At 65.8% G+C, this 21,972-nt stretch carries 27 protein-coding genes; 17 read left to right on the forward strand and 10 right to left on the reverse strand.

Annotated elements, in window-relative coordinates; genetic code table 11:
• Positions 1-143: 143 nt before the first annotated feature.
• The 4 genes from C448_RS14465 to C448_RS14480 all read right to left on the reverse strand — a co-directional run bounded on the left by C448_RS14465 (position 144) and on the right by C448_RS14480 (position 4,451).
• Positions 144-1,598 (reverse strand): hypothetical protein, encoded by a 1,455-nt coding sequence (locus C448_RS14465; RefSeq protein WP_004055860.1) that lies wholly within the window; start codon positions 1,596-1,598, stop codon positions 144-146.
• A gap of 2 nt (positions 1,599-1,600) precedes the next feature.
• Positions 1,601-2,191, reverse strand: coding sequence for a DUF2150 family protein (locus tag C448_RS14470; protein ID WP_004055861.1), 591 nt, complete (start codon positions 2,189-2,191; stop codon positions 1,601-1,603).
• A 38-nt stretch (positions 2,192-2,229) separates the two neighbouring features.
• Positions 2,230-3,057, reverse strand: a complete 828-nt coding sequence (locus C448_RS14475; protein WP_004055862.1) for a TatD family hydrolase — start codon at positions 3,055-3,057, stop codon at positions 2,230-2,232.
• A 125-nt stretch (positions 3,058-3,182) separates the two neighbouring features.
• Complete coding sequence (locus tag C448_RS14480) at positions 3,183-4,451, reverse strand: IS200/IS605 family transposon protein TnpB (protein WP_004055863.1); 1,269 nt, start codon at positions 4,449-4,451, stop codon at positions 3,183-3,185.
• 56 nt (positions 4,452-4,507) lie between these two features.
• On the opposite strand from C448_RS14480, the gene C448_RS16955 reads away from it, so the two are divergent.
• Entirely contained in the window at positions 4,508-4,636 is a 129-nt protein-coding gene (locus C448_RS16955; RefSeq protein ID WP_275039136.1) for a hypothetical protein, read from the forward strand.
• A 70-nt stretch (positions 4,637-4,706) separates the two neighbouring features.
• On the opposite strand, the gene C448_RS14485 is transcribed toward C448_RS16955, so the two are convergent.
• Positions 4,707-5,153 carry an NYN domain-containing protein gene (locus tag C448_RS14485; RefSeq protein ID WP_004055864.1) on the reverse strand — a complete coding sequence of 149 codons (447 nt, stop codon included), beginning with the start codon at positions 5,151-5,153 and terminating at the stop codon, positions 4,707-4,709.
• Between the two features lie 105 nt (positions 5,154-5,258).
• On the opposite strand from C448_RS14485, the gene C448_RS14490 reads away from it, so the two are divergent.
• Positions 5,259-5,489, forward strand: a complete 231-nt coding sequence (locus C448_RS14490; protein ID WP_004055865.1) for a hypothetical protein — start codon at positions 5,259-5,261, stop codon at positions 5,487-5,489.
• 25 nt (positions 5,490-5,514) lie between these two features.
• On the opposite strand, the gene C448_RS14495 is transcribed toward C448_RS14490, so the two are convergent.
• On the reverse strand, positions 5,515-6,294 hold the full coding sequence (locus tag C448_RS14495; RefSeq protein WP_004055866.1) for an inositol monophosphatase family protein: 780 nt from the start codon (positions 6,292-6,294) through the stop codon (positions 5,515-5,517).
• Between the two features lie 78 nt (positions 6,295-6,372).
• Here C448_RS14495 and gcvT point away from each other — a divergent pair, with 78 nt between their 5' ends.
• The 7 genes from gcvT to C448_RS17255 all read left to right on the forward strand — a co-directional run bounded on the left by gcvT (position 6,373) and on the right by C448_RS17255 (position 11,864).
• The gene (gcvT, locus tag C448_RS14500) at positions 6,373-7,467 is read left to right on the forward strand and encodes a glycine cleavage system aminomethyltransferase GcvT (RefSeq protein WP_004055867.1); all 1,095 of its coding nucleotides are present in this window, start codon (positions 6,373-6,375) and stop codon (positions 7,465-7,467) included.
• Complete coding sequence (gene gcvH / locus C448_RS14505) at positions 7,464-7,847, forward strand: glycine cleavage system protein GcvH (protein ID WP_004055868.1); 384 nt, start codon at positions 7,464-7,466, stop codon at positions 7,845-7,847. The genes gcvT and gcvH overlap by 4 nt, the downstream gene beginning before the upstream one ends.
• An 84-nt stretch (positions 7,848-7,931) precedes the next feature.
• On the forward strand, positions 7,932-9,260 hold the full coding sequence (gene gcvPA / locus C448_RS14510; RefSeq protein WP_004055869.1) for an aminomethyl-transferring glycine dehydrogenase subunit GcvPA: 1,329 nt from the start codon (positions 7,932-7,934) through the stop codon (positions 9,258-9,260).
• Complete coding sequence (gcvPB, locus tag C448_RS14515; RefSeq protein WP_004055870.1) at positions 9,257-10,684, forward strand: aminomethyl-transferring glycine dehydrogenase subunit GcvPB; 1,428 nt, start codon at positions 9,257-9,259, stop codon at positions 10,682-10,684. Before gcvPA ends, gcvPB begins: the two co-directional genes overlap by 4 nt.
• 70 nt (positions 10,685-10,754) lie before the next feature.
• Positions 10,755-11,186 (forward strand): nickel-responsive transcriptional regulator NikR, encoded by a 432-nt coding sequence (gene nikR, locus C448_RS14520; protein ID WP_004055871.1) that lies wholly within the window; start codon positions 10,755-10,757, stop codon positions 11,184-11,186.
• Positions 11,187-11,271: 85 nt separating this feature from the next.
• Positions 11,272-11,463: a hypothetical protein gene (locus tag C448_RS14525; RefSeq protein ID WP_004055872.1), complete on the forward strand. Its 192-nt coding sequence runs from the start codon at positions 11,272-11,274 to the stop codon at positions 11,461-11,463.
• Between the two features lie 269 nt (positions 11,464-11,732).
• Positions 11,733-11,864 carry a DUF7503 family protein gene (locus C448_RS17255; protein ID WP_280518316.1) on the forward strand — a complete coding sequence of 44 codons (132 nt, stop codon included), beginning with the start codon at positions 11,733-11,735 and terminating at the stop codon, positions 11,862-11,864.
• Position 11,865: 1 nt separating this feature from the next.
• Here the strand turns inward: C448_RS17255 and C448_RS14530 are convergent, their stop codons facing one another.
• The 4 genes from C448_RS14530 to C448_RS14535 all read right to left on the reverse strand — a co-directional run bounded on the left by C448_RS14530 (position 11,866) and on the right by C448_RS14535 (position 15,312).
• Positions 11,866-13,935: a hypothetical protein gene (locus C448_RS14530; RefSeq protein WP_004055873.1), complete on the reverse strand. Its 2,070-nt coding sequence runs from the start codon at positions 13,933-13,935 to the stop codon at positions 11,866-11,868.
• Positions 13,936-14,003: 68 nt separating this feature from the next.
• On the reverse strand, positions 14,004-14,174 hold the full coding sequence (locus C448_RS16410) for a DUF7838 family putative zinc beta-ribbon protein (RefSeq protein ID WP_004055874.1): 171 nt from the start codon (positions 14,172-14,174) through the stop codon (positions 14,004-14,006).
• A gap of 52 nt (positions 14,175-14,226) precedes the next feature.
• Positions 14,227-14,367, reverse strand: a complete 141-nt coding sequence (locus C448_RS16050) for a rubrerythrin-like domain-containing protein (RefSeq protein ID WP_004055875.1) — start codon at positions 14,365-14,367, stop codon at positions 14,227-14,229.
• A 132-nt stretch (positions 14,368-14,499) separates the two neighbouring features.
• Positions 14,500-15,312, reverse strand: a complete 813-nt coding sequence (locus tag C448_RS14535) for a helix-turn-helix transcriptional regulator (protein WP_004055876.1) — start codon at positions 15,310-15,312, stop codon at positions 14,500-14,502.
• A gap of 208 nt (positions 15,313-15,520) precedes the next feature.
• Between C448_RS14535 and C448_RS16415 the strand changes: the two genes are divergently transcribed.
• The 8 genes from C448_RS16415 to C448_RS14570 all read left to right on the forward strand — a co-directional run bounded on the left by C448_RS16415 (position 15,521) and on the right by C448_RS14570 (position 21,971).
• Positions 15,521-15,682, forward strand: a complete 162-nt coding sequence (locus C448_RS16415) for a hypothetical protein (protein ID WP_169316358.1) — start codon at positions 15,521-15,523, stop codon at positions 15,680-15,682.
• Complete coding sequence (locus tag C448_RS14545) at positions 15,676-16,680, forward strand: YeiH family protein (protein ID WP_004055878.1); 1,005 nt, start codon at positions 15,676-15,678, stop codon at positions 16,678-16,680. Before C448_RS16415 ends, C448_RS14545 begins: the two co-directional genes overlap by 7 nt.
• Positions 16,681-16,731: 51 nt before the next feature.
• Positions 16,732-16,986, forward strand: coding sequence for a hypothetical protein (locus tag C448_RS16850; protein WP_239640592.1), 255 nt, complete (start codon positions 16,732-16,734; stop codon positions 16,984-16,986).
• Positions 16,961-17,428, forward strand: a complete 468-nt coding sequence (locus tag C448_RS14550; RefSeq protein WP_239640593.1) for a helix-turn-helix domain-containing protein — start codon at positions 16,961-16,963, stop codon at positions 17,426-17,428. The genes C448_RS16850 and C448_RS14550 overlap by 26 nt, the downstream gene beginning before the upstream one ends.
• A gap of 96 nt (positions 17,429-17,524) precedes the next feature.
• A complete protein-coding gene (locus tag C448_RS14555) occupies positions 17,525-18,394 on the forward strand; it encodes a sulfurtransferase (protein ID WP_004055879.1) in 870 nt (289 codons plus the stop codon).
• Positions 18,395-18,524: 130 nt separating this feature from the next.
• A complete protein-coding gene (locus C448_RS14560; RefSeq protein ID WP_004055880.1) occupies positions 18,525-19,067 on the forward strand; it encodes a plastocyanin/azurin family copper-binding protein in 543 nt (180 codons plus the stop codon).
• A 79-nt stretch (positions 19,068-19,146) separates the two neighbouring features.
• Complete coding sequence (gene trkA / locus C448_RS14565; RefSeq protein ID WP_004055881.1) at positions 19,147-20,481, forward strand: Trk system potassium transporter TrkA; 1,335 nt, start codon at positions 19,147-19,149, stop codon at positions 20,479-20,481.
• Positions 20,481-21,971 (forward strand): TrkH family potassium uptake protein, encoded by a 1,491-nt coding sequence (locus C448_RS14570; protein WP_004055882.1) that lies wholly within the window; start codon positions 20,481-20,483, stop codon positions 21,969-21,971. Before trkA ends, C448_RS14570 begins: the two co-directional genes overlap by 1 nt.
• The last annotated feature ends 1 nt before the right edge of the window (position 21,972 follow it).

Here is a 21,972-nt window from a genome sequence, read left to right on the forward strand (position 1 = left end):
GAGATGTGTATAAGAGACAGGTCCCACCTCCTAAGTCATGCGATCACGATTCCATCGGCGGGGCGACCGATGTGGCAGACCCGTTTCGTCGATCGCTCCGATCGGCCGAGACGCCAGTAGAGATCGATATTCTGCGACAACCGCTACTCGCGGGCTGGCGTGTACGCCTCGTTGTAATCGACGCAGTCGTGGAGGTCGTTCTCGTCGAAGCGCTTGATGTGGCCACCGACGACGTAGAGCGTGCCGTCGATGACGCCGGAGGTCGCCCCGCCCCGGAGATGGGTCGGCTTCGGGAGGTCAGTCTCGAAGCGATCGGCGGCAGGATCGTAGCGGTGGGCGATCGGCTTGTAGCGGTCGATCGTCGATTCGCCCTCCCAGAACATGCCGTGAGTGAGGTAGGCCTGGCCGTCGATGACCGGGTTCGAGTGGGTCGCGTAGGTGCCCGACCGTGGCAACGGCTGCGCGCGCTCGAACTCGCCGGCCGAGACGTCGTATCTGAAGTTCGTGTCGGTCGGCCCGGTCGTCCCCGACAGCCCGCCGATGGCGTGGAGATACTGGTCGCCATCGACCGAGAACAGCGCGACCGTCGGCCAGCGCTTGGCGTTCGGCATCCGCGCGAGGTCCGGGTCGGCCACCTGCTCCGCCTCGGGATCGAACGTCCAGAGTCGGCTCTCGTCGTAGGTCCCCGGAACGCCCTCGCCGTCGAAGCCGTGGTCGGTCGCCGTTTCGGCGTCGTGATCGCCGGTGCCGCCGCCCACACAGTAGATCAGCCCGTCCTGTGGGTTGTAGAGCCCGCCCATCACCCAGTTCGGATACGGACAGCTGGCCGCGAGCTCCGTCCAGCCGTCGCCGGGCCGGTAGCGGAAGATCACGTCCGACGGCGGACCGCTCTCGTAGGGCGCGTTGGTGGGCGCGCCGCCGAAACTGTACAGCGCGTCGTCGGTCGCGACGCCACAGAGCCCCCACAGTTCTCGCGGGAGATCAGGCAGGCGCTCCCACTCGCCCCCCGATCCCGCGCTCGGGTCGTACGCGAAGGTCCGTGCGACCGCTTCGAGCCGAACGCCGGTCTCGATGCCGCCGAAGAAATGGAGTTTGCCGTCGAGCACGCCGCCGCCCGCGTCGCTCCCGACGACCGGCAGCGGTGCCCGTTCGGTCCAGCCGGTGTCGAGATCCGCTGCTTCCGCGTCGGTCGTCGACCCCGACGTTCGGTTCGTGCTCGCCGTCGACCCGCTCCGCGTCGTGTTCGTCGTTCGATCGGCCGTCGCACCGGTCGCGGTGCGGTTCGTCGCCTGTCCACTCGTCGTTCGTCCACTTGTCGTCGGCTCGTCCCCTGTCGGCCCATCCGTCATCCGCTCCGACGCGTCGGTTTTCGGTGGTGTCGCCGCCGGTGCGGTCGTGATGATCGACTGTTCCTGTGTGGGCCGGGGGGAGCGCTCGCCGTCCGCAGTCGTCTCGGCGGGTGTTTCGGAGCCGTTCTCGGTATCGGAACCGTTCGATCCACCGTCGAACGCACAGCCGGCGCTCGCCACGAGCGCGCCGACGCCGAGTGCACGCAGCGCCGCCCGGCGAGAGCGGCGCTGGTCGTCCCGGTCGACCATGCTCAGGCGACGTCCTCGTCCTCTTCGATGAGTTCGGGATCGCTCAACGCGCTTTCGAGACTGCCGAGCCCGTTGATCCACTCGGCGACGGGGCCGTAGCCGACGTCCTCGACGAGGGCGGGATCGATCGTCGCGCCGTCAACGATGCGCGTGCCGGCGCGTGCACAGTGATCGAGCGCGTCGTCGAACTCCTCGTCGGCCTCGGCGGTGCTCGCGGCGTCGAGATGCGTTTCGATATCCCCGTCGTCGGGGCCTTCGACGACGTACAGTTCGGCGGTGTAGAAGACACAGACGAGCGACGTCTGCACGCCGTCGACCAGCAGCAGCGTCTCCTCGTCCTCGATGTCGACGTCGGCGAGGACGATCTCGCGGGCGTCGGCGAGCTCCTTGAGCGCCATCTCCTCGTTGAGCTCCTCGTCGTCGAAGGCGGTGATGATCTTCGTGACGGCGATGGCGGCGTCCTCCTGGAGGTTCCAGAGCAGTCGGGCGGCGTCCTCGTCGTCGGGATCGAGATCGGTCTCGCGCAGTCGATCGAGCCAGTTCTGCCAACGCTCCTCCGTGTAGAACTCGTCGGGGGGTGTACTGCTGCTCATACCCGCTTCGAGCGCTTTGCTGTTGATAGGCCTTTTCGTTAGCCGAGCGTCTCGATCCCGTACACTCGACGGGGCGTCTCGACGTGGGCGGTTCGCACGGCATCGTCGAACCCCTCGTCGAGCAGCCACCGCACGCGCCGCGGCACCGTCTTCGGCCCCAGCACGGCTCCCGGGCGCTCGGGATCGTCGATGAAATCGGTCTCCATCAAGAAGGGTTCGCCCCGCTCGGCAGCCTCTGCCAACCGATCCTTCTCACTCATCACGCTCGGCATCGGTCCCACGAGTCGCCCACCGGCGTAGTGTTTGACGACGCGGTGAGCCGGTAGATCGCGCTCGGTGGCCCAGTCGGCGATCTCGGTGAGGTCCTCGCTCGCCTCCGTGTGGAGCTGGACGGCACAGTCGTTCTCGGCTCCGAGCGCGAGCGCGTGTTGCAGGACCCGGTTCGACGCGTCCCAGACGTCCGCCGAGATGTCGTAGTGCGGACGGCCGGATTTCAGCGCGAGCGCCTCCGAAGGGACGTATTCGGTGGCGATATCGAGCCCGGCTTGCATCAGTTCGCCGGCTTCGTCGGGAGTGAACCCACGCTCGGTGAGGTGACTGACGAGTCCCGGATGCACGCCGAGAACAGGCCACGCGCGACCGCCGAGCAACTCGCTCGCCTCGTCGACGATATCGATGGTGGTCTCGAAGGCCGCTCGAAAGTCTGCGGGCTCGTCGACATCGATCCCGAGCGTCCAGGAGGGTTTGTTGACGACGAGCAGGTGCGTCCCGCCCGATCGAGCGAAGTCTTGGACCGCCTCCATCCCCCGTCCGTTCTCGGGGTCGAGATGGAGATGATTGTCGAGGACCGGCGTGTCGAACTCCATGCTCACCCTACGTGCGTGCCGCCCCAAAGCGGTTGTTGACATCCTCCCCGCCCTGAAGGGCGGAGATTCCTTCGCTGGGGTCTCGGTCGGGCATTAGCGCCCCACCCCACGAAGGCAATTTTCTCCTACGCTAGGATACTCCGGTTTGTGCGCACTTCTTTGGGACTTTCGTGAGAGTGTGGTATCTCCAACCAGTCGTGGTTGTCCCACTCGAATCGCACGGGCCGTGCCATCGGCCGTGATACCGCTGTTTGGCGTCGCAGGAACGTTTCGCTGGCTACGAGGTCCGCGTGCCCCTCGAAGCCACATTCGCAGGTGAGTGTGTCCTTGTGCCGTGTGGTTCGGTCGGTTGAACCGCACTGCGGACATTCCTGCGAGGTCCACGCTTCGGAGCGTACCTCTATCGAGAGACCGTATTCTTCGGCGGTGTGTGCTAGCCGTTCCACGAATCGGCGAAACGCCCAGAAGTTGTGCGTCTTCGCGTTTGCTTCTACCGACCACGACGTTTCGAGCACGTCGGTGAGCGCACCGACGTACACGGTTGCCACGCCGTCGGCGTGCAGCCGTTCGATAAGGCCTCTGGCGAGCGCGTCCATCGCATGGTTTCGGCGGTTCGTTCGCCGCCGGTACAGTCGCCGTATGCGGTGGCTGCTGTACCGTCCGTTGCGAAGTTTTGACTGAAGACGCGCTATCTCTCGCGTGGTCTCGCGGAACCTCGCAAAGAGGTCGCGCCCCTCGTAGAGATACTGTTTGCCGGTACTCGTACTCGCCGCCACGATGTTGTTCGCGCCGATGTCCAAAGCAGCCGTTTCGTCGGCTAGTGGTGAATCCTGTCGAGAACCGTCCGTTGTGACAGGTTGAATGGCTTTGAACGAATCGGTGCGGTCGTCGTGGTTGAGTTCGAGACGGCCGTTCTTGCCGGACCACTTCGGTTTGCCCCGTACTTCGAGGCGAAGGCGTTCCTGATACCCGAAACCGTATTCGTCCTTGAGGTCCGAACCGATGGGTATCTCTAGACGCGACCGTTCGCCCGTTTCGAGCGTGTACTGGTCGCACCGACCGTACCATCGCAGGGTACGGCCGTCCTCTTCGTTGCCCCAGTATCCGGGTGGACCGGTCGGTTCGCCGTTCTCTTTTGCCGCGAAGAACGATTTCCACGATTCGTCGCTCTTGCGCTGCATTTCCTTCGCGGCGGCCGAACCGAGTACGCCTTTGTACCGGCCACGGATGCTGGCAACGTCGACGTCCCAAACACTCTCGCCGTCGGCGAGGTTCTGCCGACGAGCGTAGGTGAGTGCGTTCCACAGCGACGCCGAAGCGTCCAACACGCGGTGTAGCAACTCCGCGTCCTCGGATGAACGGGGAGCTACGTCGAAGGTGTTGGAACGCTTCATCGCCGGTTTTAGATGTAGTCAGAACATCCATTAGTGTTGTCTTTGTGGATGTGGGCATGGGGCGCTCCCTACACATCGAAGTGACCGACGAGCAGTACGAGCGACTGAATACAGCAAAGGAGAACCACGGGTTGACGTGGCGCGGGATGCTGATTCTCGCGGCTGAAGAGCTTGAAAACGATTGAGATCCGGCCATGTAGCCGCTAGTGGCGCTTACACCCCGCCCTGAAGGGCGAGGGTTCCGCTTGCTAAACCTCATTCGAGCGTTACGTCGTCGTGGGCGGCGTTGCGCAGCGCGTCCGAGCGGCCGTGCTCGCCGGGTGCGATGGCGAACGTCTCGACGCCTCGGCGGGCGGCGTGTTCGAGCACCGGTTTGAAATCCGTATCGCGCGAGGCGATCGTCAGCAGCGAGAGGTCGTCGATCGCGGCGGTCGCGTCGACGGCGAGTTTGACGTCGACGTCGCCGCTCGTGATACAGACCTCGAACCCGCGCGCCTCGGCGGCCTGGATCAATCCCGGCGTGGCGTGCTCGTCGAGATAGAGCCGGGCGACCGAGAGGCGACCGCGCTCGTCGGCGAGCGCGCGGACGTCGTCGAGATCGACATCGAACTCGTTTCTGAGGACGTTCGGACCGTCGACGAACAGGCCGACCGCTGGCTCGTCGCTCGATCCCGACACCGCCTCACGAAGCCGCTCGCGCATGCACCGACTTCCGTGAGGACGGACAAAGCCGTGGCGGTGTCGGCTTCACGTCACCCATCACAGGCAGGGCGGAGACTGAAGGGCGCAACGAACCGATGGCCACGTATGAGCGAGGACAACTCACACGAGCGCGACGTCACGCTCGCGAAGGAGAAAGAAGATCCCGAGGACGACGTGAGCGAGGAAGCAAGACAGAAACGCGAGGAAGAAGCGGAGCAGGCCCGCGAGGAAGCCGCCGAGGGCGAGGTCGACGTCGAGTCTGAAAAGCGCGAGGCGGCCGCCCGCGAGGCCGAGAACCCGGACAACCACCGCGACGAACCGCCGCACAGCAGCTAACGACCCGGCGCGGGCGGCACGGTTGCTACGATTTTTCTGCAGCGTCACGCAGCGTAGCGAGAAGCTCCTCGTGTGCTTCACCGTTCGAGGCGATCAGTTCGTCGCTGTCGTGGTGCCAGGGCTCGCCCGCGAGGTCGGTCACCGTCCCGCCGGCACAGCGGATCATGTGCACGCCCGCGACCGTATCCCAGGGGCTCAGGCGCGCGGTGGCGACGGCGGCGTCGAGCGAGCCGCCGGCGACTGCCGCGAGCGTCGCCTGTGAGCAACCGAACCGACGGACGTCGCCGAAGCGCTCGGCGAGCGCGCCCACCGTGGCTCCGAACTCGCCACCGAGGAGGATCGGCGTGACCACGAACGTCTCCGGATCCTCGCGCGCGCTCACGCGAATCGGCTCGCCGTTGAGCGTCGCCTCGTCCTCGTCGGCGAGATAGGCGTCGCCGAGAACGGGCAATATCGTGGCCGCGGCGACCGGCTGTCCGTCCTCGACGGCGGCGACGACCGTCCCCCAGATGCCGAGCCCGCGCACGAAGTTGTTCGTCCCGTCGATGGGATCGACGATCCAGGACGCACCCGATTCGGGCACGGTCTTCCTGGTGTCCGCCTCCTCGCCGACGATGGCGTCGTCGGGGAACGCCTCGTGGATGCACTCGATCGTGCGGCGCTGGGCGGCACGATCGGTCTCGGTGACGAGATCGGTCTTGGTCGATTTGGTCTCGACGGCGAGCTCACCGCGGAACGATTCGAGCGCGACGCTCGCGCCGACGTCGGCCGCTCGTGCCGCGCGCTCGGCCCGGGTCTCTGTCATGACGAACGCGACGACGCCGGGGTGTAAAAATCGGTCGCCGGAAGCAAGCCATTAGACCCCGCGGCGTGAGATGGCGGTATGGCGCTTCGCACACCACCGCTGGGCGCGGCCCACGAGGATCGTGGCGCGAAAACGACCGAGTTCGGCGGCTGGGAGATGCCCGTCGAGTTCGACTCGATCCGCACCGAACACGAGAGCGTCCGCGAGGGGGTCGGCAAGTTCGACGTCTCGCACATGGGCGAGATCGTCGTCTCCGGCCCCGACGCCGACGAACTGATGAACCGACTCACCAGCAACGACGTGCGAACGGTCGACGCCGGCACGGCCCAGTACGCGGCGATCACCGATGCCGACGGGGTGATCCTCGACGACACGATGCTGTATCGACTGCCCGAGAGCCACAGTGATGAATTCCTGTTCGTTCCGAATGCGGGCAACGACGTCGCGATGGAGGAGCGCTGGGAGTCCCACCGCGACGAGTGGGACCTCGACGCCACGGTCGAGAACCGCACCGAGGAGTACGCGATGATCGCGGTTCAAGGGCCCGACTCGGCCGACCTCGTCGCCGAGGCGACCGGCGACGATGCGCTCGCGGAGCTCCCGAATTTTGCGGCAACCGACGCGACGATCGCCGGGAGCGAAGGGTTGCTCGCGCGCACGGGCTACACCGGCGAGGACGGCTTCGAGGTGATCTTCCCGTCGGCGGACGCCGAGGCGGTCTGGGAGGCGTTCGACTGCCAGCCCTGCGGGCTCGGCGCTCGCGACACGCTGCGCATGGAGGCCGGCCTCCTGCTCGCCGGCCAGGACTTCGATAGCGAGGAGAACCCCCGCAACCCCTACGAGGCGGGCATCAGTTTCGCGGTCGACACCGACACCGAGTTCGTCGGCCGGGACGCGCTCGCCGCGGTCGAGGAGTCGGGGCCAGACGAACGACTCGTGGGCTTCGAACTCGACGAGCGCGCGGTGCCCCGCCACGGCTACGATATTCAGAACGGCGACGGGGAGACGATCGGCACGGTGACGAGCGGGACGATGGCTCCCACCCTCGGAGTCCCCATCGGGTTGGGCTACGTCCCCGCCGACCACGCCGACCCGGGAACCGAGATCGGCATCGTCGTCCGCGGCGAGGCGAAAGATGCACATATCACGGCGCTCCCGTTCTACGAACGATGAGCTTCGACGTTCCCGACGACCGCGGCTACATGGAGAGCCACGAATGGGCCAGCGACGAGGGAGGGACTGCACGAGTGGGGATCTCCGATTTCGCACAGGACGAACTCGGCGACATCGTTTTCGTCGAGTTCCCCGACGAGGGTGCGGAGATCGCCCACGACGAACAGCTCGGCGTCGTCGAGTCGATCAAGGCCGTCTCCGATCTCTACTCGCCGGTGTCGGGCACCGTGACGGCGACGAACGACGAACTGCTCGACGCGCCCGAACTGCTTAACGACGATCCCTACGGCGAGGGCTGGCTCGTCGAGGTCGATCTCGCCGACGAGAGCGGTCTCGACGAACTGCTGAGTGCCGACGAGTACCGCGACCAGATCGAGTAACGCGTCACCGAGACCGACGGTCTGATATGGACTGCGTCCGGACGCCCGGTATCGAATGTCCCCACATGTCACGGGAGGGCGGCGATGAGCGATACCGGCCGCGGAAGCCCGTTCGCGCCACATACCGACGCCGAGACGACGGCGATGCTGGACGCGATCGGCGTCGAGAATCAGGAAGCGCTGTTCGACATTCCGGAGGACGTTCGCTTCGACGGTGAGTTCGGTATCGCACCGCGCAGCGAGCGCGAGATCCGCCGCGAGATACAGCTCCACCTCGACCGCGACGACGATCTCACGGCGTTTCTCGGCCGCGGTCACTACGACCACTACGTGCCGTCGATGGTCGACCACCTTGCGGACAGATCGGAGTTCCTCTCCTCGTACACGCAGTACCAACCTGAGGTCGCACAGGGGTTCCTCCAGGCGCTGTTCGAGTATCAGTCGATGCTGGTCGAGCTCACAGGATTGGAGATCGCGAACTGTTCGATGTACGACGGCGCGAGCGCGCTCGGCGAGGCCGCGACGCTCGCGCTCCGGGCGCGCTCGGTCGACGGCACTCGCGTGCTGATCCCCGAACTGCTCGCCGATGGGCGGCGCGCGGTGCTCGAGAACTATCTCGCCGGCACCGACGCGACGATCGAGCGTTACCCGATGGCCGACGGCAACGCCGACCGCGAGGCGCTCGCCGACACGCTTGCCGACGACTGTGCGATGGTGTACGCCGAAAATCCGACTGTGAGAGGCACCATCGAGGAAGGCCTGAGCGAGATCGGCGAACTCGCCGACGAGCACGGCGCGCTGTTCTGTCTCGGGACGGACGGGGTTGCGCTGTCGCTGCTCGAAAAACCCGCGAACGTCGGGGCCGACGTGGTGGTCGGCGACGCGGCGCTCGGACTCGGCGCGAGCGGCGGGCTCGGGCTCGGCCTGTTCACGACACACGAGGACTTCCTCCGGCAAGTGCCGGGGCGACTGGTCGGCGTGGGCGAGGACAGCGACGAGAACCGAGCGTACACGCTCACCCTCCAGACCAGGGAACAGCACATCCGACGCGAGCGCGCGACGTCCAACATCTGTACGAACCAGGCGTGGGTCGCGCTCAGGGCCGCGATGCACGCCGCGTGGCTCGGTGCCGATGGACTCGTCGGGCTCGCCGAGGACTGCGTGACGAACGCGCGCGATCTCGCCGACCGCCTCGATGACATCGACGGCGTCGAGGCACCGGCCCACGACCGTCACCACTTCCGGGAGTTCACCGTCCGGACCGACCGATCGGCCGCTGATATGCGCGAGGAGCTCGAAGACGAGGGGTTCGCAGTGCACGCCATCGACGACCATCTCCTGCAGTTCTGTGTCACCGAGACGAACGCCGGACAGATCGACGAGCTCGCCGCGGCCGTCGAGGTGGTCGCATGAGATACGATCAGGCCACGTGGACGCGCGAGGACGGCGACGAGAACGCGGATACCTACGAACCGCTGCTCGCCGAGAAACGCTCGACGGAGGTCGCGGTCGACGAGTCGCCGCTGCCGGACGACCTCACCCGCGAATCCGTCGCGCTGCCGGACCCCTCGGAACCGGAGCTTGCTCGCCACTACACGCGCCTCTCGCAGATGAACTACGGCGTGGAGAGCGGGCCGTTCCCGCTCGGCAGCTGTACGATGAAGTACAACCCGAAGTTCACCGAGGACGTGGCGGCGCTGCCGGGGGCTGGAACCCATCCCGCGCGCTCGGCGGCGAGCACGCAGGGGACGCTCGAACTCCGCCATCACCTCCAGACGTATCTCGCGCGCATCGGCGGCATGCACAGTGTGACGCTCCAGCCGCCCGCCGGGGCCGCCGGCGAGTTCACGGGCATCCTGGTGGCGAAGGCCTATCACGAGGAACACGGCAACGACAGGAATGAGATTATCGTCCCCGAGAGCGCTCACGGGACGAACTTCGCCAGCGCGGCGCTCGCGGGCTACGAGGTCGTCTCGCTGCCGAGCGCCGAGGACGGCCGCGTCGACGTCGACGCGCTCGAAGCGGCGGTGAGCGACGACACGGCAGCGCTGATGCTCACCAATCCCAACACCCTGGGTCTGTTCGAGCGCGACATCGAGGAGATCGCCGAGATCGTCCACGGGGCGGGCGGGCTGCTCTACTACGACGGCGCGAACCTCAACGCGCTGCTCGGGCGCGTGCGACCGGGCGACATGGGCTTCGACGTGATGCACTACAACGTCCACAAGACGTTCGCGACGCCCCACGGCGGCGGCGGCCCCGGAGCCGGGCCGGTCGGCGTCGTCGAGGAGCTCGCGCCCTATCTCCCGTCACCACAGATCGAGGAGCGCGACGGCGAGTACGAACGGGTCGAGCCGGAGCACACGATCGGCAAGGTCCACGGGTTCGCGGGCAACTGGCTCGTGCTGCTCAAGACCTATGCCTACATCGCCAGACTCGGCGACAGCGGGCTCACGGACACGAGCGCGAAAGCCGTGCTGAACGCGAACTACCTCGCCAGCCAGATCGACTACGAGATCCCGTTCTCACCCTTCCACCACGAGTTCGTCGCGAGCGCTGACCGCGACGCGGCCGATGTCGCAAAGCGGATGCTCGACTACGGCGTCCATCCGCCGACGACGAAGTGGCCCGAGATCGTCGACGAGGCGCTGATGACCGAGCCGACTGAGGCCGAGACCCAAGCGGCGCTCGATCAGCTTGCGCGCGCGTTCAACAACGCGGCCGACGATAGCGACGAGGCGCTCGAAACCGCGCCCGAACGGACCGCGGCAGGTCGCATCGATCAGGCCGACGCCGCACGGAACCCGCGGCTGTCCTGGCAGGCGCTCGACAACTGATTCACAACACGGCCACCGTTATCGCGCTGTGTTGCTAAGGTTTAGTAGTGCAGCCGACGAGGGTTGACACATGACCGTCGTCAGCGTTTCGATGCCCGAGGAGTTACTGAACCGGATCGACGAGTTCGCCGACGATCACGGCTACACCGGTCGCAGCGAGGTGGTTCGTGACGCCGCACGCGACCTCCTCGGCGAGTTCGAGGACGCCCGGCTGGAGGATCGCGAACTCATGGGCGTCGTCACGGTATTGTTCAACTACGAGACCACGAGCGTCGAGGAGCGGTTGATGGGGCTGCGCCACGAACACGAGAACCTCGTCGCCGCGAACTTCCACAGCCACGTCGGCAACCACTACTGCATGGAGCTGTTCATCCTCGATGGCTCGCTAGAGGCGATCTCGGCATTCGTCGGGAAGATCCGCGCGACGAAGAACACGCTCAGCGTGGACTACTCGGTGATGCCGGTCGACGATTCCGCCGGTCCGCTCGCCGACAGCAAATAGGAACGATCGGGCGTTCGTCCGACGGAAGGATATCTTCGGTGATAGCTAGATAGATTTATGTGCTCGTATCACAAAGGGATACTGCATGGCAGCGTGTCCACTCTGTGGGGCGGACGTCTCGGAGGAACGACCCCGCCACTGCGTGACCCTCGAAATCGAGGACACGACACGGTCGACGAAGCAGTTCATGGGCGACGAAGCCGAGATCAAGCGCTACTGCGTCGATCGACAGGTCTGTCCCGACTGTTGGGACGATCTGCGTACGAAACTCTCGTAAGCGTTCTTTGCCGCGTCGATCAGCACCCCTGACAGCCGCACGAGCGATGACTGTGCTGTTCGTCCTCGCTACGACCTGCATTGGTAACTGGTAACAACGCAAATACGCCATCCCTTCAAAGCCGTTGCCACGACTGCTCACTGGTGCTGTCGGCCGAATCGGAAAACATAATTGTATTTAGTATATGGGCGCAGAAATAATATTTTTATTATTTTTGTAGGATACATTCGGAAATATTCATATCCGGGGCATGCATGGGTGAGAATGTCATGTCCGATGACCAACTCCGAACGTACCTGTACCGTCATCCGAAAACGCTCGCCGCGCTGTTCAGTCTGACCGTGCTGCTGTCACAGATGGGAGCCGTGGCGGCCAATCACACCGGAATAGTTGGCCCCTAACTCATACGGATTCGCTATCAACACTCCGGCTCCAGTTCAGTTTCTCCCGCACTATCACGGGAATGTCCTCAAGCGACAGAAATTCGAGGAGTTCCTCTTCCGTAACATCGAAAGATTCCACGTCACCCGACGAAATATAATGATCCGTGTTATCTCCGATCTCCGGCCGGACAACGGTTCCAATGCCGTCCCAGGATGTGAGAAACGTCTTGTATGTTGCCCGAAATGAGTTGTCACCGCGCTCGATTTCACAGAGATTGGGTTGTAGATGAGCAGCCTGCGCGATCGCTATCTCGCCATCCCCCACGACCAGATATTCATCACCCATTATACTCTCGCTACGTGCGATTTCGAGCGCAGACCCAAGTGGGAATCCAGCGTTGAGCAGGCGTGCGAGCGCCCGACCCATCTTGATACCCTCACTATTGAGGATATCGGTAAGCGTAACGATCCCGCCAATGGCACCCGCTTCGATCAGCGCAATCCCTTGCTGGTAGGACTGGCAAGCGTTCAGTAGAAAAGCATCCACGCCCACCGAATCGAGCCGCCGGGCGTCGAGACGGCCGTCCGCGCACGCGAATCCCTCACTGTCGACGTGGCCGATGTAGTGCAAGAAATCCGTCCGGGTAGCGAGCACGTCCGCCAACTCGTTAGTGGTGAGATCGTGGGCGACAGTCACGTCGAAGGGGAGATCGGCCCGCTCGCCGTAGCTCGCCCCGACGGCGCGCTCGTCGTCCATCGCCGCGTCGTTACAGACGACCGTGATCTCGATGTCACCCTCCGCCGGCGTCCGCTCCAGCCGGTTCCGATAGGCCGCGAGCGACGCCTTGCTCGCCCCCAGCGGCGTTCCCTCGCCGATCCACGTTTGCTCCAGCGACTCGGCCGGCTCGGGCCGCACGAACGGCTCCTCGATATCGATGGCGGCCGGTCCGTCGACGAACCCACTCCGCCCGTCGGCCGTCTTCTCGTCTGCTGCCATTGCCTCCGGACTGGATGCCGGGTTCACCGCCCGAACGATGGCGAGATCGGCGACGACAAAGGGCAGGTGCTCGCTGCTCGCTGGCGTCGCCGCGACGTTCGCGGTGAGCTTCCAGGTCGGCAGGTGCTCGGCGATCGTCCGGTAGGGGATCGAGAGATACGTTTCGAGCTGGGTGGCCAGGGATTGCTCGTAGAGCGTCGGGAAATCGAGCCCCAGCTCGCCCTCCAGCACCCGTCGCTCGTGGAGATCGACCGGATACAGCCCCTCGGTCCGAGTGAGACAGTCCAAAAAGAAGGTCTGCTTGAGCGTCCGCGCGACCGTTTGCTCGAACCCCTGCGAACCGGCGAGCGACTGCTCGAACCCGCGATCGGTCCGCAACAGCGGTTCCGCGCCCGGTTCGACCGTCGCACCAAGGTAGTACGCGAGCGGCGCGGCCACGTATATCGACTCGTAGTCGGCCGGCACCTCGATGGTCACGCCGGTGTCGGGCGGTTCGAGTCCCGCTAGATCCAGGGAATCACCGAGTTCGACCGTCGGCGGATGGCCCCGCAGGGTCGGATACGATCGCTCGGGCGTCGTCGTCTTCAGGGCCGACCCGAACGTCGAAATCGCCTCCATCATCGCCTCGGGGTCGGCCGGCGTTTGCACCGTCGTCGCCGGTCGCTCGTGGTGCGAGCGCGCGCCGATCAGCACCTCGCGCTCGCCCTCGAATTCGATCGCCATTCCCTCCGCGTCGGCGGTAATCTGGAGAGCACTTTCCACGCGGAAATACAGCTTCACCGGTGCGCTCACTTCGACGATATACTCGCCAGCGGGGAGCTGTTCTTCCGCGTGATGTTCGGCACGGGCGACCACTACGCCCGACTTATCGCGGACGTGTACCGACACCACGCTCGGCAGCGTGATCTTGTCAGTCCGGACCGACACCGCGCTCTCGACGGGAAACCGAAAACACGACGGGTCGGTGGCCGTCGGCCGTGTTGGACCCGTCGAGAGCACGTATCGATGGCGTTCGACCGGGTCGACGACCGCCAACCCGTCCTCCGTCCGCTCGAACGTGGGCCGCGTCGCTGCGCCCGATCGATCCGTCATCTCATCGATTCATCCCGTGGCTATGGGCAGTCGTCGCGACAGCAAAAGCGTGTGGGGCGTCGATCGGCCTACGCCGATGCGCTGGAGTCGACGTCCTCACCGATGGTGACGAACCCGTAGTCACAGTCGGGACAGCGCCACTTCGTCTTCTCGCCGAGATGCATCATCGTGCTCGCCGCGCGGTAGAACACCTGCTGATCGTCACACACCGGGCAGCGCTGTTCGCGTTCGAGGCTCATATCGTCGGATAACGGTCGGCGGCCCTCAATCTACTGGTTTCGCGATCCGACCCTATTCAAGCGACATCGCTCGGTTCTGGAAACTCCCACCACAGGAACACGCGCCCGGATGCGTCGTTCGCTCGACGATCTTCCCACACTGGAGGCACTCGTATGTCGACTCGCGTGCGGACTCCTCGACGACATCGTACATACACAGCCATAGACAGTCAGTATTAATAATACTTATGCAGCTATGTTATATAACCACTATGCCCTATGCGGACGCGATGGGCGTCCGTATGTATGCCACAGACCGGACGCCCCCGGCGAGTGGCCAATAGGGTTACTCGTTCTCACCGACGGTCATGCCCGGGTGGAGCCGAGCGAGCTCGGGGTGTTCGCTCAGCGGGATCGCGGCGTCGCGATACTCGTCGTAGACCGCCTCGGCCCACTCGCGGGCGGCGGGCGCATCGGTATCGGCATACGTTCGCAGCAGCCCGGTGTCGTCGTCGTAGCTGCCGACACCGACGCGCTCGGCACAGAGCGTCAACCCGAAGGGGAGCTCGTCGTGGACCAGGATCGAGAAGTTGCCGCTCGCGAACGTCCGCTCGGCGCGGTCGGGGTTCGTTTCGAGCAGCTCCGCGACGACGCTCGTCGGGAAGACGACCTCGGTCACCATCCCGCCGACGATGCGCTCGTGAAGGGCGTCGATATGCAGCGGGTTGATGATCGCCGGATCGAGCCCACGGAGTTCGTCGGTCGCGTCGACGAGCGTCATGAACCGCTCGACCGGGCGATACGGGTTGCCGGGCGCGGCGGTCGTCACGGTCGCGTCGGCGAACGCCGCCATATCGAAGGCAACGTCGTGGGCATCGGCGGCGGCCAGCACCGGCGCGAGCTCCCACGCCGTCTCGACGGTCGCCGTGAACGACGCGACCTCGCGGGCGCACGCCCGCCCCAGCGGCGTGAGCACGAACGCACCCGCCTCGCGCTCGATGAGCCCGTGCTCGCGGAGCGAGCGCGTGAGGCGATGAACCGTCGACTTCGAGACGTCGAGCTCCGCTTCGAGATCGCGCCGGTCCATCGCTTCGGCGTCCTGCAACGCCGCGAGCACCGGCGCACGCCTGATCAGTTCGACGAGGCGCTCGGTGTTCATCGTTCGTGTGCTATTGTTCAACATCGGTAATAAACGTATCTCCAAAAGTGGGTCGATCGACCCGGTTCCGTTAGAACGCAGACGTGAGAGCGAAATTTGGCGTGCGCCAAACGAAGGGCTATGATTGCCATCGCCGGACGGACAAGCAAGATGCGACGTATTGATCGAGCGGGTCGAAACGGGATCGATCGCGACGAACGGGGAACCGATGAGTAACGAACAGCAGAGCGGCGGAACGGTGGGTGGCGAATCGAGCGCAACGAGGACGCTCGTCAGCTACTGGACGGAGCTCCCGCACGACTGGCAGGCGGTGGTGCTCGGCGCGCTCGTCCTGGTGATCGTCGCCACCGGTGTTCAGATCCCGTGGTGAACGTCCGCGAGTCGGTGCTGCCCGGCATCGGCGTGCTCGTCGTCATCGGGCTGGCCGCGCGGGCGCTCGCGACGGTCATCCCGACGAGCCACCTGATCCTCGCCATCGTCATCGGGCTGGTCGTCGGCAACCTCTACGGCGTGCCCGACTGGGCGAGCGCCGGCGTCGGAACGAACAAGCTCTGGCTCGAAGGCGGGATCGTCCTGATGGGCGCGAGCGTCGCCCTCGATCGCGTCGTCGACGCCGGCCCGACGATCCTGGTTCTCGTGATCGCCACGGTGATGACGACGATCCTCACCGTCGAGGCGCTCGCACGCGGCGCGTTCGGCATCCGCGAGCAGATCGGCTCGCTGCTCGCCGCCGGGTCGAGCATCTGTGGCGTCTCGGCGGTCGTCGCGACGGCCGGCAGCATCGAGGCCGACGAGGACCAGATCGCCTACGCGGCCGCCACAGTATTGTTGTTCGACGCCGTGACGCTGCTGGCCTATCCGGCACTCGGCCACCTCTTCGGGCTCACCGACAAGGTCTTCGGTATCTGGGCGGGGCTGACGATGTTCAGTACTGGCCCTGTGACCGCCGCCGGGTTCGCCTTCTCGCAGGCAGCCGGCCAGTGGGCGCTGCTTGTCAAACTCACGCGCAACGCACTCATCGGCCTCGCGGCAATCGCCTACGCGCTCTACTACATCCGCCGCTCGGGCGGGGAGCGCGAGGACGCCGTTCCCGGTGGCGTGGGCTATCTCTGGCACTCGTTCCCCAAGTTCGTGCTCGGCTTCCTGGGACTGATGCTGGTCGCAAACACCGGCGTGCTCGGCGGGGCCCAGCTCGCCTCGCTCGAACACGCCGCCGACTGGCTGTTCCTGTTCGCCTTCGCCGGCCTCGGGCTCGACATCCGCCTCGACGAACTCCGCTCGACGGGGGTCAAGCCGGTCCTCGTCGTGCTCGTGAGCCTCATCTGCGTGAGCACGGTCTGTCTGTTCGTCCTCACGACGCTGTTTTAGACGGCTGCCGAAACGGCATGTTCTTTTCGCGCGCGCCGAACGGTGGGATGGATGCGGGAGTTCACGTTCACCATCGAGTACGAGCGCGGGACCGACCCCATCATGGACGCCTTCATCGACGATCCCGACACAGTGGCGCGCTCGCTCGACGGCTTCGTGACCGAGGAGCGGTTCTGGCGCATCGAGCGCATCGCGGGCTCGCCGGCGACGCTCGACCGCATCGAGGACATCCGCTTCGACGACGACACCTGCGGGGAGTCGCTCACCGAACGCGACTGTGATGCTGTCTCTTATACACATCTCTGATGGCGCGAGNTATAAGAGACAGGTCCACACCCTCTCGGGGAAGCATCTCCCGCCCGGACTCGTCTTCGAAACCCTCCGAAGCGAAAACCGTCACTCCTGGCGCGTGCTGATGCGCTCGGACGCGAAGGTGGGTGTACTCTACGACGAGATCGCCGCCCGCTTGCGCGAGGGGCTCTCCTTTCGGATGGGCCATCTCCGCGATGCCGACGGCTGGCAGCGCGACTCGCTGGCGTCGGTCTCGGTGGCGGCCGAACAGCGCGCGGCGCTCCAGGCGGCCGTCGAGGATGGTTACTACGAGACGCCCCGAGAGACGACGCTCGACGAGCTCGCCGACGCGCTCGACGTTCCCCGCTCGACGCTCTCCTACCGGCTCCGGCAGGCCGAGAGCCAGCTCGCGCGCCGCTACGTCGCCGACGACGAGCGCGATCGCTGGCTCCGGTAGCCTCGTTTCCAGGATGTCGCCCGGCAGCGATCGGCACGTCATCGGTAGCCGACAGCACGGGTTTAATAGCCATTGCGACCTAGCGGACGGTAAGCGATGACCGACCACGCGACGGACGTGCTCGTTCCGCCGGAGTGGGTCGAGGCGCGCCTCGACGAGTTCGTGGCCGACGACCCTGCTGCCCGCCTGCTCGAAGTCGATCTCGACCCGAGCAGCTACGAGACGGGCCACATCCCGGGGGCGACGAAGCTCGACTGGAAGGAGGACCTCCAGGACTCGACGGCGTTCGACATCCCGTCGGTCGACGACTTCGAGGCACTGCTCGCCGAGATCGGCATTACCCCTGACTCGACCGTCGTCGTCTACGGCGACATGATGAACTGGTTCGCCGGCTACGGCTACTGGCTGCTCAGCTACTACGGCCACGCCGACGTCCGCCTGCTCGACGGCGGGCGCGACGGCTGGCTCGCCGCGGACTACGAGCTCACCGACGAGATACCCGAATTCAGCCCGCAGTCGTACACCGGCGCGAGCCCGAACGAATCGATCCGTGTCGACCGCACGGAGGTCGAGACGGCGATGGAACGCGGCACGTCGCTGATCGACGTCAGAACTCCCGAGGAGTACCGCGGCGAGGTGCTCGCACCGCCGGGCTGGAACGAGGGCGTTCAGCGCGGCGGGCACATCCCCGGCGCGGTGAACGTTCCCTGGAGCCAGGTCGTCGACGCCGACGGCCGGTTCAAATCGGAGGAAACCATCCGCGAGATCTATCGCGACGCGGGCATCGACGAGGAAGTGGTCGTCTACTGTCGCATCGGCGAGCGCTCGGCGCTGACCTGGTTCGTCCTCCACGAACTGCTCGGCTACGAGAGCGTGCGCAACTACTACGGCTCGTGGGTCGAGTGGGGCAACACCGTCGGCGCGCCGATCGAGCGCGGCCGGCGGGCGGGCATCCGCGGCGAGTAGCTCACACTCTCCCGACACGACGACGGCACGCAGGGAATCGTACTGCGGGATCGTGCCCATCGGTAGCGCAGGCCGCCGAACACGACGATATCCAACGTCTTTTGTCCGTCCTCGTGGAAGCTCTCGGCGAATGCAACGAACGAATCGGCGGCGGTTCCTCGCCGGCATCGCCACGACCGGTACCGTGCTCGCGGCGGGCTGTAGCAGCAGCGGTTCCGCCGGTGACGGCGGCGATGGCAGCAACGGGACGGCGAGCGGAGGGAGCGGTGACGAAACCGCGACCGGTGGGAACGCCACGAGCGAGAGCGGCGGCTCGACGAGCGGTGCGAGCGGCAACAGTAGCGCGAGCGGCGGCGAGACGACCACGGTCGCGTCCGGTCCGGACGGACGGCTCGTCTTCGAGCCGGAGACCGTCGAGATATCGGTCGGCGACACGGTGGCGTGGGAGTTCGAGAGCGCCGGCCACAACGTCAGCGGGGTGCCGGAGGACAACGAAGAGGTGAGCATTCCGGATGGGGCGGAGCCGTTCTCGTCGTACGACGGCGACCCCTACGCCGTGGTCGAGGAGGGCAAAACCTACGAACACACCTTCGAGACGGCCGGCGAGTACACCTACGTCTGCATCCCACACGTGAGTTCGGGGATGGTCGGCACGGTCACGGTCTCGGAGTGAGGCTCGGTGCACCGACGCTGAAAGGGAAATCCACTTACTCGCCGCTACGAACTGTCGGTATGGTCAGAGGGCGATCCCCGTGCGCGTGATCATCGTCGGGGCCGGACAGGTCGGCTCCTCGATCGCCGAGAGCCTCGACGACGACCACGAGGTCGTCGTGATCGACACCGACGATAGCCGCGTCGAATCGCTCACCTACTCGCTCGACGTGCTCGCCATCGAGGGCGACGGCACGTCGCTCGCGACGCTGCGGGAGGCCGACGTCGGCGCGGCCGACCTGTTCATCGCGAGCACCGACGACGACGAGACGAACATCGTCACCTGCGCGACGGCCAAAACCGCCAGCGACGCGTTCACCATCGCCCGCGTCAGATCGACGAACTACCTCCAGACGTGGGAGGAGTCCGGCGGTGCCTTCGGCGTCGACTTCATGGTCTCGACGAACCTGCTGGCCGCCGAGACCATCACCCGCATCATCGGGCTGCCGGCCGCCCAGAACGTCGACGTCTTCGCCGAGGGGAGCGTCCTGTTGGCGGAGTTCTGTATCCCCACGAACAGCCCGATCGCGGGCCAGACGGTCGCCGAGGCCGACGACCAGTTCAACGAGCTCACCGTCGCGGCCGTGCTCCACGAGGACGGACTGATCGTCCCCGACGGCGAGACGAAACTGGCGACCGGCGACGAGATCGTCGTCATCGGCAGCGCCGAAAGCACGCGCGCGTTCGCCGCCGATCTCGCCACCGACCGCGACGAGAACCGCGACGTCGTCATCATCGGCGGCAGCGAGATCGCCGTCCAGACGGCCGAACTGCTCGAAGATCGGGGACTGCAGCCGCGCCTCATCGAAAACGACCCCGACCGTGCTCGCGAACTTGCCGAACGACTCCCGCAAACGACGGTGATGTCGAGCGACGCGACCGACCGGGAGTTCCTCACGCGCGAACACGTCGGCGACGCGGACGTGGCGATCGCCGCGCTCGGTTCCGACGAGAAGAACTTACTGGCCTCGCTGCTCGCCGATCGCGTCGGCGTCGATCGGACGATCGCCGTCGTCGAGAGCGGCGAATACACCGATCTGTTCGAGGCGGTCGGCGTCGACGCGGCGATCAACCCGCGCGATGCGACCGCCGAGGAGATCATCCGGTTCACGCTCGACGGCCGCATGGAGAACGTCGCCATCATCGACCACGACCGCGCCGAAGTGCTCGAGATCCAGATCGACGACGACAGCGCGCTCGCCGGGCGGCCGATCACCGACGCCACCGACGATCTCCCGGCCCGCGTGACGATCGGCGCGATCACGCGTGACGGCGAGTTCATCACACCGCGGGGCGATACGGTCGTCGAAGTCGGCGACCACGTCGTCGTCTTCGTCGAAACCGAGGCCGTCGACGCGGTCGCGAGCCGGCTTTGATGGCGGTTCGGGTCGACGTCCGCACGAGCGCGAGCCTTCTCGGCACCGTGCTCCAAGCGCTTGCCGTCCCGCTCGCCGCGCTCGTCGGCGTGGCCGCCCTCTACGGCGACTCGCTGCTCCCGTTCGTCGTGCCGACGCTGCTTTCGCTCGCGGTCGGCACCGGTCTGCAACGCTTCGAGCGCTCGGCTCCCGGCCCGCGCGAGGCATTCTTGCTGGTCGCGCTCGCCTGGCTCGCGGTCGCACTCGTCGGCACCGTTCCCTTCGTTCTCACCGGTGCGGGAGTGTTCGCCAGCCCGGTGAACGCCCTCTTCGAGTCGATGAGCGGCATCACGACCACCGGCGCGACCGTCATTACCGATTTCGGCCTGCACTCGCGATCGATACTGCTCTGGCGCAGCGTCCTCCAGTGGCTCGGCGGTCTCGGCATCCTGGTGCTCGCCGTCGGGCTGCTCTCGGAGCTGTCGGTCAGCGGCGCACAGCTGATGGAGACCGAAACCCAGACCCAGGACGTCACCAAGCTCGCGCCGAAGATCGCCGAGACCGCACGCCTGCTCGGCGGCATCTACACCGGGCTCACGGGACTGATGGTCGTCGTCCTGCTCGTGCTGGCGTTCGGCGGTCTCGCACCGGCGCTGTCGCTGTACGACGCGGTCGCACACGCACTCACCGCCGTCTCGACGGCCGGCTTCTCGCCGGAGGCCGCGAGCATCGGCGCGTTCTCGCCGGCCGTCCAGTGGGCGACGATCCCCTTCATGTTCGTCGGCGCGACCAACTTCGTCCTGCTCTACTATCTCCTGCAGGGCGATCCGAGCCGCCTGCGAGCGAGCGAGGAGTTCCGGTTCTATCTCGCGATCGTCCTCGGCGCGACCGCGCTGGTGGCCATCTCACTGTTCGTCAACGATCGCTTCGGGACCGTCGAGACGACGCTGCGCCACGCGCTCTTTCAGGTGGTCTCGATCGTCACGACGACGGGCTACGCGACGGTCGATTTCGACCTGTGGTCGCCGCTGTCGCGCCACGTCCTCTTCGTCGGGATGTTCGTCGGCGGGATGGCCGGCTCGACGACCTGCTCGATCAAGACCGTGCGCTGGCTGGTCGTCCTGAAGGCGTTCCGACGCGACCTCTTCACCGCCATCCATCCGGAGGCGATCCGGCCGGTTCGGCTGACCGGATCGCCGGTCGAGGAGAGCACCATCCGCGATATCTACACCTACACGCTCGTGAGCGTCGTGATATTTTCGTTGCTGACGGTGTTCATCGTCGTCGATACCACGTGGTCCGCCGTCGCTCTCAGCGAGTTCGAGGCGATGGGTGCGGCAGCCTCGACGTTTCTCAACATCGGCCCGGCCTTCGGCTTCGCCGGCCCCTACGGTAGCTACGCGGGCTTTCCCGTCGCGACGAAGCTCGTCATGACGGTTCTGATGTGGATCGGGCGCATCGAGATCGTCCCCGTGCTCGTGCTCTTTACGCGCGCGTTCTGGCGATCGTAGA

The organism is Halococcus morrhuae DSM 1307, from assembly GCF_000336695.1.
GTDB classification, from domain to species: Archaea; Halobacteriota; Halobacteria; order Halobacteriales; family Halococcaceae; genus Halococcus; species Halococcus morrhuae.